General features: G+C 62.0%; 12 protein-coding genes. 1 reads left to right on the forward strand and 11 read right to left on the reverse strand.

All coding sequences use genetic code 11. The features are described from left to right. Positions 1 to 2: 2 nt before the first annotated feature. The 11 genes from NCR39_RS25125 to NCR39_RS25175 form a co-directional block, all read right to left on the reverse strand. The gene (locus NCR39_RS25125; protein ID WP_250454896.1) at positions 3 to 959 is read right to left on the reverse strand and encodes an ABC transporter permease; all 957 of its coding nucleotides are present in this window, start codon (positions 957 to 959) and stop codon (positions 3 to 5) included. Positions 960 to 976: 17 nt separating this feature from the next. Continuing rightward, a complete protein-coding gene (locus NCR39_RS25130; protein WP_250454898.1) occupies positions 977 to 1,957 on the reverse strand; it encodes an ABC transporter permease in 981 nt (326 codons plus the stop codon). 11 nt (positions 1,958 to 1,968) lie between these two features. Then, positions 1,969 to 3,573: an ABC transporter substrate-binding protein gene (locus tag NCR39_RS25135; protein WP_250454900.1), complete on the reverse strand. Its 1,605-nt coding sequence runs from the start codon at positions 3,571 to 3,573 to the stop codon at positions 1,969 to 1,971. Between the two features lie 197 nt (positions 3,574 to 3,770). Continuing rightward, on the reverse strand, positions 3,771 to 4,385 hold the full coding sequence (locus NCR39_RS25140) for a dioxygenase family protein (protein WP_250454902.1): 615 nt from the start codon (positions 4,383 to 4,385) through the stop codon (positions 3,771 to 3,773). Between the two features lie 23 nt (positions 4,386 to 4,408). Beyond that, positions 4,409 to 5,533, reverse strand: a complete 1,125-nt coding sequence (locus NCR39_RS25145) for a YbdK family carboxylate-amine ligase (RefSeq protein WP_250454904.1) — start codon at positions 5,531 to 5,533, stop codon at positions 4,409 to 4,411. 232 nt (positions 5,534 to 5,765) lie between these two features. Beyond that, positions 5,766 to 6,800: an NAD(P)-dependent alcohol dehydrogenase gene (locus NCR39_RS25150; RefSeq protein ID WP_250454906.1), complete on the reverse strand. Its 1,035-nt coding sequence runs from the start codon at positions 6,798 to 6,800 to the stop codon at positions 5,766 to 5,768. A 33-nt stretch (positions 6,801 to 6,833) separates the two neighbouring features. After that, positions 6,834 to 7,580 carry an SDR family oxidoreductase gene (locus NCR39_RS25155; protein WP_250454908.1) on the reverse strand — a complete coding sequence of 249 codons (747 nt, stop codon included), beginning with the start codon at positions 7,578 to 7,580 and terminating at the stop codon, positions 6,834 to 6,836. A gap of 7 nt (positions 7,581 to 7,587) precedes the next feature. After that, entirely contained in the window at positions 7,588 to 8,568 is a 981-nt protein-coding gene (locus tag NCR39_RS25160; RefSeq protein ID WP_250454910.1) for a sugar-binding transcriptional regulator, read from the reverse strand. 36 nt (positions 8,569 to 8,604) lie between these two features. Further along, positions 8,605 to 9,486, reverse strand: coding sequence for a carbohydrate ABC transporter permease (locus NCR39_RS25165; RefSeq protein WP_250454912.1), 882 nt, complete (start codon positions 9,484 to 9,486; stop codon positions 8,605 to 8,607). Beyond that, complete coding sequence (locus NCR39_RS25170; RefSeq protein WP_250454915.1) at positions 9,483 to 10,421, reverse strand: carbohydrate ABC transporter permease; 939 nt, start codon at positions 10,419 to 10,421, stop codon at positions 9,483 to 9,485. The genes NCR39_RS25165 and NCR39_RS25170 overlap by 4 nt, the downstream gene beginning before the upstream one ends. Before the next feature lie 42 nt (positions 10,422 to 10,463). Further along, positions 10,464 to 11,834, reverse strand: coding sequence for an ABC transporter substrate-binding protein (locus NCR39_RS25175; RefSeq protein WP_250454917.1), 1,371 nt, complete (start codon positions 11,832 to 11,834; stop codon positions 10,464 to 10,466). A gap of 237 nt (positions 11,835 to 12,071) precedes the next feature. On the opposite strand from NCR39_RS25175, the gene NCR39_RS25180 reads away from it, so the two are divergent. Continuing rightward, positions 12,072 to 13,193: an ABC transporter ATP-binding protein gene (locus NCR39_RS25180; protein WP_250454918.1), complete on the forward strand. Its 1,122-nt coding sequence runs from the start codon at positions 12,072 to 12,074 to the stop codon at positions 13,191 to 13,193. Positions 13,194 to 13,404: the final 211 nt, after the last annotated feature.

Raw genomic sequence — 13,404 nt, forward strand, 5'->3', positions numbered from 1 at the left:
ATTCAGTTACGTTCCCGCAAGCGCGGATTGAGTGCGTCGTTGAGGCCGTCGCCGAGCAGGTTCAGCGCAAGCACGGCGAGCACGATGGCCGCGCCGGGAATCGCGGTCAGATACCACGCGGTGCGCAAGGCATCGCGGCCCGCGCCGATCATGCCGCCCCACGTGACCACGTTCGGATCGCCCATGCCGAGAAACGAGAGCGACGATTCGATGAGGATCGCGCTCGCCACCATCACCGAGGCCGTGACGATCACCGGCGGCAATGCGTTCGGCAGGATCTCGCCGAAGATGATGCGTGCGCTGGAAAAGCCCTGACTGCGCGCGGCGAGCACGAAATCCGCCTGGCGCAACGTGCGGAATTCGGCACGCACGATGCGCGCAACCGTCGGCCACGATGCAATGCCGATGGCGAGCGCGATGATCGTCACGCTCGGCCGCCCTATCGCGACGATGACGATCACGAGCAGAAACGAAGGCACCGTCTGGAAGATTTCGGTGATGCGCACGAGCACGTCGTCGAGCACGCCGCCGAAGTAGCCGCCGATCGCGCCGACGAGCGTGCCGATGAGCAGGCCGATCGCCGCCGCCGATGCGCCGATCAACAGCGACACGCGCGTGCCATGCGCGACGCCCGCGGCGACATCGCGTCCGAGCGAGTCCGTGCCGAGCGGATACAACGGATCGGCGCCGGGCCATTCGAAAGGCGCGGCGGCCATGTCGAGCGGATCGCCGGGAAAGAAATGCGGCGCGCTCAACGCGAGCACGACGAACGCAGTCAGAAGGATCATGCCGGCGAGCGCGGAAGGATTGCGCAACAACGCACGCCATACGCCGCGCGGAGCACGCGCGCTGTGCACGTCCCGCGCGCGGCGCGCGCCGAACAGAGCGCCCGCGAGCTGATTGCGCCATGCGGAGCCGTCGCGAGGCGAAGATGCGAGTTCAGTGGAATCGGTAGACATCGGTTGTTCGAAGAGAGTCAGACGATGCGCGGATCGAGCCACGCCTGGAACAGATCGACGAGCACGTTCGCGACGATCACGAGAAACGACGAAAGCAGCAGCACGCCGAGCAACACGCTGAAGTCGCGTGCCATGACCGCATCGAGCGCGAGCCGCCCGAGACCGGGCCAACTGAACACGGTCTCCGTCACGGCCGCGCCGCCAAGCAGCGTGCCGAAGTGAATGCCGATCATCGTCGTGAGCGGCATCAACGCGTTGCGCAACACGTGTCGCACCGACACGCGCAACGGATGCAGCCCCTTCGCATGCGCGGTGCGCACGAAGTCCTGACGCTGCACTTCGAGCATCGCGGCGCGCGTGAGGCGCGCGTAGATCGCGACGAAGAATGTCGAAAGCGTCGCGGCGGGCAACAGCAGGTGCTTCGCGACATCGACGACATGCGCCACGCCATGAAGCCCTGCGCCGACGGTCAGGTCGCCACCGCTCGGCAGCCAGCCGAGCCGCACGGAGAACAGCACGATGGCAAGCAGGCCGATCCAGAATCCCGGCGTCGAATACAAGAGCAGCGCGAGCACGGACAACACGCGATCGGGCCACTTGCCCTCCCAGTGCGCCATGATCGCGCCGAGCGCGATGCCCGCGACAATCGCCATGCCGAGCGCCGCGCCCATCAGCAAGAGCGTGTTCGGCAGACGCGAAAGAATCAGTTGCATGACGCTCGCGTCATAACGCGGCGAATAGCCGAGACTGCCGTGCGCGAGATGCAACAGATACGAGCCCAGTTGATGCAGCACCGGCTGATCGAGACCGAACTTCGCGCGTAACGCCTGAAGTGTTTCCGCGGTCGCCGCGCCCGACTCTCCGGCGATGACATCGGCTGCATCGCCGGGCATCAGCTTGAGCAGGAAGAAGTTGAGGATCACGATGGCGAGCATCGCGGGCAGCGCCTGCCATGCGGTGCGGCGTGCGATCGCGCGAAAGCGCGTGCGTCGGTTCATGATGCGTGTCCTTACGCGCTCAGCCACACGTTGGCGAGATTGCCTTCGAGGCCTTGCGCCGACACCGTATGGTCATGCACGCGACGATTCGCGAGCGTGATCATGCGCGGCGCGATCAGGTTCAGGATGGGCAGATCGCGATACACGATCTGCTGAAACTGCTGATAGAGCGCCACGCGTTTTGCTTCGTCCGTTTCGACCGATGCCGATTCGAGCAACGCATCCACTTGCGGATTGCTGTAATGCGGCGCATTGGAGAACGGCACGCCGGGGCGAATGTTCTTCGACCAGTAAAGCCGCTGCACGCCCACGCTCGGATCAAACAGCGTGTTCACGCCGATGCTCGTGAAGTCGAATTGCCGGTCCGCATACACGCGCTTGAGAAACGACGGCAAGTCCTGCGAGCGCACGGTCACGTCGATGCCTACACGCGCGAGCGCGGACTTCACATAGTCCGCCTGCCGCCGATGCGTGTCGCCATAGGGCAAGTAGTCATGCGTGAGCGTGAAGCGCGGGCCGCCGTTCTTGCGCGGGTAACCTGCCGCGTCGAGCAGCTTCTCGGCGGTGCCGGTATCGAAGGCATAGGGCGTGAGCTTGGCATCGTGATAGGGCGATGCGGGCGTGATCGGCGTCGGCGACAAGTCCGCATAGCCGTATGCAATCGTCTTCTGCACGACCTGCGGATTGACGGCATGCGCAATCGCCTGACGCACGCGCAAGTCTTTCAGGATCGGATGATCGAGATTGAAGTCGATCTCGCCTTGCGGCTGCAAGAAACGATAGCCGCGCGTTTCCACCGCGAGCTGCGGCAATTGCGTGAGGCGCGGCAGGTCCGACAAGGGCACGGGATTTTCGCCGCCCAGATCGAGCGAACCGGTTTCAAACGCGGCCGAACGCGCGGCGGCATCGGGAATCACTTTCAGGACCAGCGAATCGATATAGGGCTTGCCCGCGTCCCAGTAATCCGGATTGCGCTCATACACGATGTTCGCGCCGCGCGTCCACGACTTGAAGCGAAACGGCCCCGTGCCGATGGGCGCATTGTTGTGCGGGTTCGCGAGCGGATCGCCGGTTGCATAGAGATGCTTCGGCACGATAGGCGACTCGCCCGCCGACAGCGCCTTCAGAAGATACGGCGCGGGCTTCGACAGCTCGATGATCGCGGTGCGCGCATCGGGCGTGGTGACGCGCGTTACGTTGGCGAACGTGCTGCGGCCACGCGGATGAATGGACTTCAGGAGATCGATCGAGAACGCGACATCCGCCGACGTGAACGGCTGGCCGTCGTGCCATTTAACGTTCTCACGCAGCGTGAACGTGTACTTGAGGCCATCCGGGCTGACGTTCCATGCCGTCGCGAGCTGCGGCTTGGGCTTGAGATCGAAGTCATAGGCGAGCAGACCTTCGATGACTTTCGAGCTTGCGACGAGCGCCGGTCCCGTCGTCTGAAAGATGGAAACGAGCACGGGCGGTTCGGGGTTGATGAGCATGTTGAGCGTGCCGCCGCGCTTCGGGGGCGCGCCCGGGTTCTGTGCGAATGCCAGTGATGACAGGCCCGTCGATGCGATAGCCGCGCCGGATGAAATCAGAAAATCACGTCGATTGAAGCCTGCCATGTAATGCCGTTCCTTTGCGTGTCGTTGGATGTCCGTCGTGCCGTTGCGTGTGTGCGGGGCTTACTGCGTCCGCAGCGCCCACGGTAAAGCGGATCGGCTTGCAAAGGAACCAATGCATATGCATAACGAAAGCGGGTTTCGTCGAATAAGCTAGTGATGGTCTTTCATGTGCACCGGCGCGATGCACGCTCGTGACGTCATGCAAGCGCGAGCACGAAGTCGAATCGGGCGGTCTTGCTCACGCCATCGCCGTTGATCGTCATCAGGAGCCGTCGATCGAACAAAAAGTCGCGCGCATTGCGCTCTTCGTGCGGAAAGTACAGTTGCGTGGTGAGCACGCGTCCGTTGGGCGGCTGCACGTTCACGTGAAAGTGCCGCGTGCGGCCCGGATACAGCCCCGGCACGATGGTCTCCAGCCGATACCGTCCCTCGCTGTCGGCGAACTGATGCCCGCGCAAGCGAAAGCCATCGATGTCGTATTCACCGGCGTCATCGGCATGCCAGAAATCGAGCAGCGCGCCGGACACGGGCGTGCATCGCGATGACCATACGCGTCCGCTCAGAACGATCTTCGTGCCTCGCATGCCCGGCGCAAGCAGCGATGTCCGTTGTGGAGAATGCGGAAGAAAGAACGGGCCGGCGGTTTGGGGGCGGGTCGGCTCGTGCTCGTCGTTGCAGGCGGGGGTCGCGGTGAGTTCATCGGCTCGTGCATGACCTGCGCGACCCAGCGCGATCAGCAAGCACGCAGACGGCACGACGCGCGACCTGCGCAGAAAATCGCGGCGTCCGAGGTTCGTTGTTCGTGTCGGCATCGCATACGCTCCTTCACGCGACTTCACGCGACCTGCTCACCACGCCATATCTGGCACTGCTGACGCACCAGTTCATGCAACGAACGATGCGCGCCATAAACGCGGCGTTGCCAGGCGGCATCGCTCACGCCGTCGGTGACCGTGCGCCTGATCTGATCGATGCCTTCCTCCGCGCCGAGCGCTTGCGCGTGTGGTGCGATGGCTGCGAGCGTCGCGAGAATGTCGTTTCTGAGCGGGCCGCGCTGCCCGGTCTCGGGATTCACGCATGCGCCATCGAGACCGAATCGGCATGCATTGAACCGGTTCGTTCGATACACCTCGTAGTCGCGGTCACTGAGACGCAAGGGCCTGTCGACCAGCAGATAGCGCGAAAGCGCCTGAATATAGGCGGCAATCGCAGCGGCCCATTCGACGCGAAGCGGCGTGTCCATCACGCGTATTTCGATCGTTCCATAGCCGGGACTCGGGCGAATGTCCCAGTAGAAGTCTTTGAGACTCTTGACCAGACCCGTGCATGTCATGCGATCGAAGTATTGTTCGAACTCGGCCCATGTGGTCACGAACGGCGAGTGTCCCGACAAAGGAAACGGCGCGACGGAATTCAGGCGGGCGCATTGGAATTGCGTGTCGCTTCCCTGCACGAACGGTGAACACGCGGCCAGCGCGATGAAGTGCGGCACGTAGCGTGAGAGCGAATGCAACAGCACGAGCGCCGAATCGGGATCGGGGCAGCCGACATGCACGTGCTGACCGAAGATGGTGAACTGCTGATACAGCGCGCCATACAGCCCCATCAGATACTCGGAGCGTTCCCGTCCGTCGGATCTCTGGTCGTACCAGTTCTGGAAGAAGTTCGTTCCGCCGCCGCACACGCCGACATTGAGAAAATCGGCTGCGCGCACGAGCGTATCGCGAAGGCCTTGCAGTTCGCTGCGCGCCTGATCGAAGTGCCTGCATATGCCGGTCGACAGTTCGATCATGCCCTCGGTCGTCTCGGGATTGATCGCGCCTGCGAAGCTCTCGGCGCGCACGCGGTTCAGCAACTCGGTCGTGGCCTTCGTGAGGTTGTAATCGTGCGTGTTGACGAGCTGAACTTCGAGTTCGACTCCAATCGTGAACGAATCCGACGACGCAAATGGCTGCAGCATGAGATGTCCTGTTGCAAGGCGACGAAGACCGGCGCGGTGGATTGATTCTAGGCGTCTCCTTTCGATTTGATAAACCCCGCGTTGCGAACGGGCGTGAGGTTTTGGGCACCTCCTTGCGTTTGCGATACGCCAAGCGCGGTGGCATTCGCCGCGCAGAATGCGCTATTGAACAGGCGAAACGCCGCGCCGATTCGCCATCGAACCATATGACGATAACCCGGTCGTTCTGCTCTCACTCCATCACGATCTGCACTTTCACATCCGTCGGCACGCCGCTCGCCGCTTCCTCGAACGCCTTGATGCCTTCCGCGAACGGGAACGTGCGCGAAATGAAGGGCCTTACATCGAGCTTGCCCGATGCTATCAACTGGATCGCGCGCGGAAAGATGTTTGCATAGCGGAAGACGGACTCGATGCGCGCTTCCTTGATCTGCACCGCGACGACATCGAGCGAAATCGCGCGTTGCGGCATGCCGACGAGCACGATGCATCCGCCCGGACACAAGAGATCGACGATGCCTTCGAACGCTTTCTCGTTGCCGCTCGCTTCGAACACGATGTTCGCGCCCCAGCCGTCCGTCAGTTCGGCGATGATGTCCTGCACGCGCTGCTCGCGAATGTTCACCGCCGTCACGCCCTGCACGCCGCCGATCAGATCGAGCTTCTCCTGCACGAGATCGCAGACGATCGCGCGGCTGCATCCGCCCGCGAGCGCCGCAAGCGCGCACATCATGCCGATGGTGCCCGCACCGAGCACGACGGCCACGTCGCCCGGCTGGATCGCGGCCTTCTTCGCGGCCTGCAAGCCGATGGACAGCGGCTCGACGATCGCGCCCTCCGCGAAGCTCACGTTATCAGGCAGCTTGTACGTGAACGCGGCCGGATGCACCACGAACGGCGCGAGGCATCCATGCACCGGCGGCGTCGCCCAGAAGCGCACTTTGGGATCGAGGTTGTACATGCCTTCGCGCGACGCACGCGACTCCATGTCCGGCACGCCCGGCTCCATGCACACGCGATCGCCCGCTTTCAGATGCGTGACTTCCTCGCCCACTTCGACGACCGTGCCCGATGCTTCATGTCCGAGCACCATCGGCTCGTTCACGACGAACGGCCCGATGCGTCCGTGCTGATAGTAATGAACGTCGCTGCCGCAAATACCGACCGTATGGATGCGGATGCGCACATCGCGCGGACCCACGACCTGCGGCAAGCTGAACGGACGCAGGCTGATGCGCCGCGCCTCTTCGAGAACCAGTGCTTCCATCGTCGTTCCTTCAGTTTAATTAAGGCATCCGAATCATCCGGCCTGAAAGCCGCCATCGACGGCAAGGCTCACGCCGCTCACCATGCTCGAATCGTCGCTCAACAAATAAGCGATGGTACGCGCCACTTCCACCGGCTGCACGAAGCGGTTCAGCGGAATGCGCGCGAGCATCGGTCCCGACTTCGCGGGATCGCTCCACGCTTTCTCGGCCATCGGCGTCATCGTGACCACGGGATTGACCGCGTTCACGCGGATGCCGTTCGGACCGAGTTCGACGGCCATCACGCGCGTCATCGCATCGAGCGCGCCCTTCGATGCGCAATACGACGCATGCATCGGCAAGCCGACCGTCGCCGACAAGCTCGACACATTCACGATCGCGCCGCCCTTGCCGCGCTCGATCATGCTCTTCGCACACGCCTGAGCGACGATCATCGCGGCGCGCACATTCACGCTCATCGTGAGATCGAAGGCTTCGACGGTGGTATCGAGAAACGGCTGCAACTCGACGAGCCCCGCGCAATTGACGAGCAAATCGACCGGCTGCGCAGAACGCGCGGCTTGACGTGCCGCGTCGGCATCCGCGAGATCGACTGCAATGGTCTCGCAGCCCGTCTCTTCTGCAAGCGTGGCGAGGTCGTCGGCGCTGCGGCTCAATGCAATCACGCGGGCGCCGCGAGTCGCCAGCAAATGCACGGTCGCATGACCGATGCCCTTGCCCGCGCCCGTCACGAGCACGGTCTTGCCTTCGAATTCGCGGTTCCTGTCGATGGTCGTCATGGCTTCGTCAGCGCTCTTCGCACAGGCGTCGCGCGGTGTCTTCATCGGTCACGAGCACCGATGGATAACGCCCGCGCAACGCGGCACGCGTCACATGAAACTTCTTGGGGCCGCCGCTCACCAGAACCACGCGGCGAATCTTGCGCAGATCGTCGAGCGTGATCGCCACCGTGCGGCGATTCAGCGGATGATCGATCAACTCGCCGTCTTCATCCATGAAATGCCCGAGCATGTCGCCGACCGCGCCCGCTTTCTGCAGCGTGCGCAATTGCTCGGGATTGTCGATGCCATACGTCACCACGAGCGACTCCGTCAGATCGCCGCACGTCAGCAGCGCAAGGTCCGCGTTGCGCGCACGCTCGTAAGTCTCGCGCACGGTGCCTTCCTGCAGGATCACATCGCGCGCCTTCTGGCTGCTCACATAGATCGGCGCGGCGAAGATATAGCCGTCGGCGCGGCAGATGTCCGCGAAGTCCGACACGAGATCGAACGTATTGATGCTCGGGCAATGTGACAACCCGCCTTGCAGCGATACCGCCGACACCGCGCCATACGAACGCTGCGGCATCGCGCGCAGGACCGCGCGTATCGTGCGGCCCCAGCCGAGGCCGATGGTCTGCCCGGCCACGATCTGCTTCGAGAAGTACGACGCCGCGCCGATGCCGAGCGCCGCGTTGTTCGCCTCGGTGTTCGCGCCGCTCGGCACGACCACGGCGCTTTCGAGCCCGAAGCGCTTCATGAGCGCTTCTTCCAGCGCCACGCACGGCGCGATCTTGCTGTTGATGGTGATCTGCACGAGGCCGGACTCGCGGCTCGCGGCAAGCAGCCGGTTCACGCGCACGCGGTTGCTGCCGATGCGTTGCGCGATCTCCTGTTGCGTCAGATTGCCGACGTAGTAATGCCACGCGACGCGCGCCTGCAATTCCTCTTCCGAGTCGATCGAATCGTCCGTTACTGCAATGGCGATGGGTGGTGCTGTCTTGCTCATGTTCTCTATGTCGTCGCAATGAAGGGCCGCGCGATCTTACTTCACCGCGCCCATCGTGAGCCCTTGCACGAGCCGCCCCGATACGAGCAGCGCGAACACCACCATCGGCAGGACGATGAGCGTGCCTGTCGCCATGATCTCGCCCCACGGCAACTCATAGCCGCTCATGTAGCTCGTCGCGGCAACCGGCGACGTAATGGCGTCGGTGCGCGTGAGCACGAGCGCATAAAGCAGATCGTTCCACGAGAAGATGAACGCGAAGATCGCGGATACGACGATGCCCGGCATCGCGAGCGGCAGATTGATGCGCCAGAACACGCGCCACGGCGATGCACCATCGAGACGCGCGGCTTCATCCAGTTCGACGGGAATGTTGCGGAACTGGTCCGTGCAGATCCATACGACGATGGGCAGCGAGAACGTGAGGTAAAGCAGAATGAGGACGATATGCGTATCGACGAGATCGAGCTTCGTTGCAATCAGAAAGAACGGCACGGCAAGCACGACAGGACTCACCATGCGGTTCGAGATGAACCAGAACCACAGGTCTTCCTTGCCGCGAAACTCATAGCGCGCGAGTGCATACGCGGCAGGCGTGCCGAGCAGGATGGCGAGCACGGTTGTCGAACTCGCGATGATGAGCGAGTTGATCAGACTGCCTGCCACGTCATGCTCGAAAAGCGCAGCGGAATAGTGATGAAACGTCGGACTGAAGATCCATTTGGGCGGATACGCCAGCGCATCCGCCTGGCTCTTGAGACTCGTCGTGACCATCCAGTAGAACGGAAACACGGACGACAGGAACACGACCACGAGTCCAAGAAAGTGCCATACGGTCGCGCGCCGGCGTGCCGCGCGCGCACGCTTGCCGCGCCCTGCAACGCCGCCATTCGCGACGGGCGATACGGATGTGCTCACGCGGCCTCCCGATAAACGAAGCGAATATAAAGACGCGACAACACGATAGTGAGAATCAGCAGGATGATGGCTTGCGCGGACGCCATGCCCTGATCGAAGAGACGGAATCCCACGCGCTGGATATAGACGCTGATGAACTCGGTTGCGGTGCCGGGACCGCCGCGCGTCATCGTGAAGACGGCGTCGAACATCTTGAGCATGTCGGCGGAACGGAGAATGAGAATCGCGGTCAGGCCGGGCAAAAGATAAGGCCGCTGCAAGTGCCACAGGATCATGGTCCACTTCGGCGTTTCGAGGCGCGCGGCCTCTTCCGCTTCCTTCGGCACCATGGAAAGACCCGCCAGCATGATGAGCGCGCAGAACGGCGTCCATTGCCAGATATCCATGATCATCACGGAGACGAACGCGAGCGTGGGATCGGCAAGCCAGTCTTGCGGCGGTAAGCCAACGAGACCGGTCAGGTAATTCGCCACGCCGAACTGCCGATTGAAGATGAGCCGTCCGATCAGGCCGACGACTGCGTAGGTCGTCGCCATCGGAATCACGAGACTCACGCGCGCGGCTGCACGCATGATGCGCAAGTCCGTGCGATGCAGCATCAGCGCGGCGAATAGACCGAGCGCGACTTCGATAGGCAGCGTCAAGCAAAGAAACAACGCAGTGCGGCCTAGCGCGCCCCAGAACGATGGGTCCGAGAGCGTCGCCATGTAATTGTCGAAGCCGACGAACGGCGTGCCCGATGCGAGGTCCGCCAGCTTGTACTGATGAAACGAGTTATACAGCGCGAGCAGCAGCGGATAGATGCCGATGACCGCGAGCGCGAAGATCGCGGGGAACAGGAACCAGAAGGCGGGCGAGCGCGGCCATATGCCGAAGCGACGCGCATGCTTGCGCGGCCCCCTCGACTGTGTCGCGGATACAGTGCCGTTCGCCATCGAATCGCCTCCGGTTCCGTGTTGTGTGCCGCCAGTTCGCGCTTACTTCAGCAAGGGCTTCTTGCCGTCGTAGTAGCCCGCTTTCTTCAGGATGTCCTCGGTCTTCTGGCCGATGGTCTGCGCGCCTTCCTTCACCGTGACCTGACCGAGCATCATCTTGCTGCCCCATTCGCCGATGACCTCGGAGACCGCCGGCCATTCGGGGAAGCGCGGACGATAATCCGGCACGCCGCCTTGCCACGATTCGACCATCGGCTTCACGAACGGATACTTGTCCTGCACGGCCTTGTCCTGATACACCGCCGTGCGCGCCGGCACGCCGCCCGCTTCGAGATAAGGCTTCGCCATGGCTTCGGACGTGATCCACTGAATGAAGAGCCACGAGGCCGCCTGCTTCTTCGCATTCGACTTCGCGTTGACCGCGAGCGAGAAGCCGCCGAGCGCAGGTTTGAGGCCAGCCGGACCCTTCGGCTCGGTGGTGATGGCAAGACAGTTGCCGATCTTCGATTTGCTCGGGTCCGTGAGCGTCGGGTAGAACGCGGACCATTCGGTGATCATCGCGACCTGCCCTTGTGCCAGCGCGTTGACCGCTTCCGCATGGTCGAAATCGACGATACCCGGCGGCATGTACTTCATCAGCTTCTGCCGATATTCGAGGCCCGCCTGCGATTGCGGAGACATCAGATTCGATTTGAACTTCGCGTCGAGCAGCGATCCGCCGTTGGGCCACAGCACGCGCATGAAGCTGTCCGCCGATTGCGTTTCGCCACGCCGCGATTGCAGCGCGAACGCGAACTTGTCGCCCTTGGTGAGCTTCGGCGCATACGTGTTGAGCAGTTCGTCCCAGGTCTTCGGCGGCTCGTCGAAACCCGCGTCCTTCAACATGCACTTGTTGTAGAACATGAGGCCCGAGTAGTTATCGAACGGCAGGCCATACGTGACCTTGTCCCATGTGCCGAAGGAGTCGAGCAGTATCGGGAAAAAGCCCTTCAGATTGAGATTCGGGTCCGCGAGCTTCGGGTCGTCCGTGAACTTCTTGATAGGCACGAGCCACTTGTTGCTCGCGAATTCGCCGATCCACACGACGTCCACCAGCACCACGTCCTGGTCCCCGCCGCCGACGAAGTTCAGCACTTCCTTCTCGCGCGTGTTCTCGTAGGGAATCACCTCCCAGCGCACCTTGATGCCGGTTTCCTTCTCGAACTGAGGAATCAGGGTTTGTGCGGCCTTGTATCCCGGACGGTCGAGAAATATAGCCTTGATGGTGGTGCCCGCATACGGTTGCGCCGCTTCCTTGAGCGTCCAGGCCTGCGCATTCGATGCAGCGAACGCCGCGCTTGCCGCCCATAGCGTGATGATTGCAATGTGCTTCATCGGACCGAAATGTCTGCCCTGCGTGATGCGCTTTTTCATGCCTTGTCTCCTTTCTATCTTCTTGAGCGGATACGTTCGTGTCGTGCGTCCCTTCTTGCGTGGCAGCGCGAAATGCAGGCCTTCTAGCCGCTGCGTTTCACTTGTAATTTCGGTTTTACAATTGTATATTTGGCCCCGAACGGGTTGTCAAGAACAATATCGACGAAGCAATCCATGCTGCACTGCGATCCTCCTTCGCAATGCAGCCATGACACGCAGCTCTGGATGGAGACACGCATGAGCGCAGTCCATTTGCAGCAGATTCGCAAGTCTTTCGGCGGCGTCGATGTGCTGAAGGGCGTGGATATCGAAGTGGCCGACCGTGAGTTCATGGTCTTCGTCGGTCCGTCGGGATGCGGCAAATCCACCTTGCTTCGCAGCATCGCGGGCCTCGAGCAATGCGACTCCGGACAAGTGCTGATCGGCGGCGAAGACGTCACGGACCTCGAACCATCGCAGCGCGGCGTCGCCATGGTGTTTCAGTCGTATGCGCTCTATCCGCACATGTCGGTGTACGAGAACATCGCGTTCGGGTTGCGCATGCTGAAGCTGCCCGAAGCGCAGATCAAGGAACGCGTGAAGCGCGCGGCGGAAATCCTGCAGATCGGGCAACTGCTGGAGCGGCGTCCGCGCGCGTTGTCGGGCGGGCAGCGGCAGCGTGTGGCGATCGGGCGATCGATCGTGCGCGAACCGAAGGTCTTTTTGTTCGACGAACCGTTATCCAATCTCGACGCCGCATTGCGCGTGCAGATGCGCCTCGAACTCATCAAGCTTCACAAGCAGCTCAACGCAACGATGATCTACGTCACGCACGATCAGACCGAAGCCATGACCATGGCCGATCGCATCGTGGTGATGAATCATGGGCGCGTGGAACAGATCGGATCGCCGCTCGAGTTGTATCGCACACCGCACAATCGCTTCGTCGCGGGATTCATCGGCTCGCCGAAGATGAACTTCCTGGATGTACGTGTGCTGCGTGCCGACGGCGCGGGCGTGACCATCGAACTGCCGGGTGGAGAACCGTTGACGCTGCCGTTCGCGGGCGCGTCGGTGAAGGCCGGGGAAACCCTCACGCTCGGCATACGTCCCGAGCATTTCATCGAATCGGGCGGCGGCGATATCGACAGTGGACTCACAGGCGAAGTCATGGTCATCGAACATCTCGGCGGCGAGACGCTCCTGCATATTCGCTTGCCGAACGATCTCGTCATTAACGTGAAGGGTTCCGGCGAGTCGCCCGCGGTGGAAGGTCAGCGGCTCAATGTGGGCTTCAGCATTCGTCACGTGCATCTTTTTCGCGAGGACGGCAGCGCACTCGAACGCATGCGTCCGGTGGCGGAAGCGGCTATCGTCTGATAGAACGCGAGTGCTCTTTCAATAGTCCGTATTACAAAAGTTCCAGAAAAGATCAGCAGAAACTTCAAAGCGTTTTTGTACGATCGTTCACGCCCGCAGCGCTCTTTACCGGACGCATCGGACAAACCCCTGCCTTTACCGCAGTCGATGAGCTGGTTATCGCTTCTGAAACAGTCCTTAGTCATGCATCGTGCACTGCAACGATGCATCA

This window comes from Caballeronia sp. ATUFL_M2_KS44 (genome assembly GCF_023630965.1).
Lineage (GTDB): Bacteria > Pseudomonadota > Gammaproteobacteria > Burkholderiales > Burkholderiaceae > Caballeronia > Caballeronia concitans.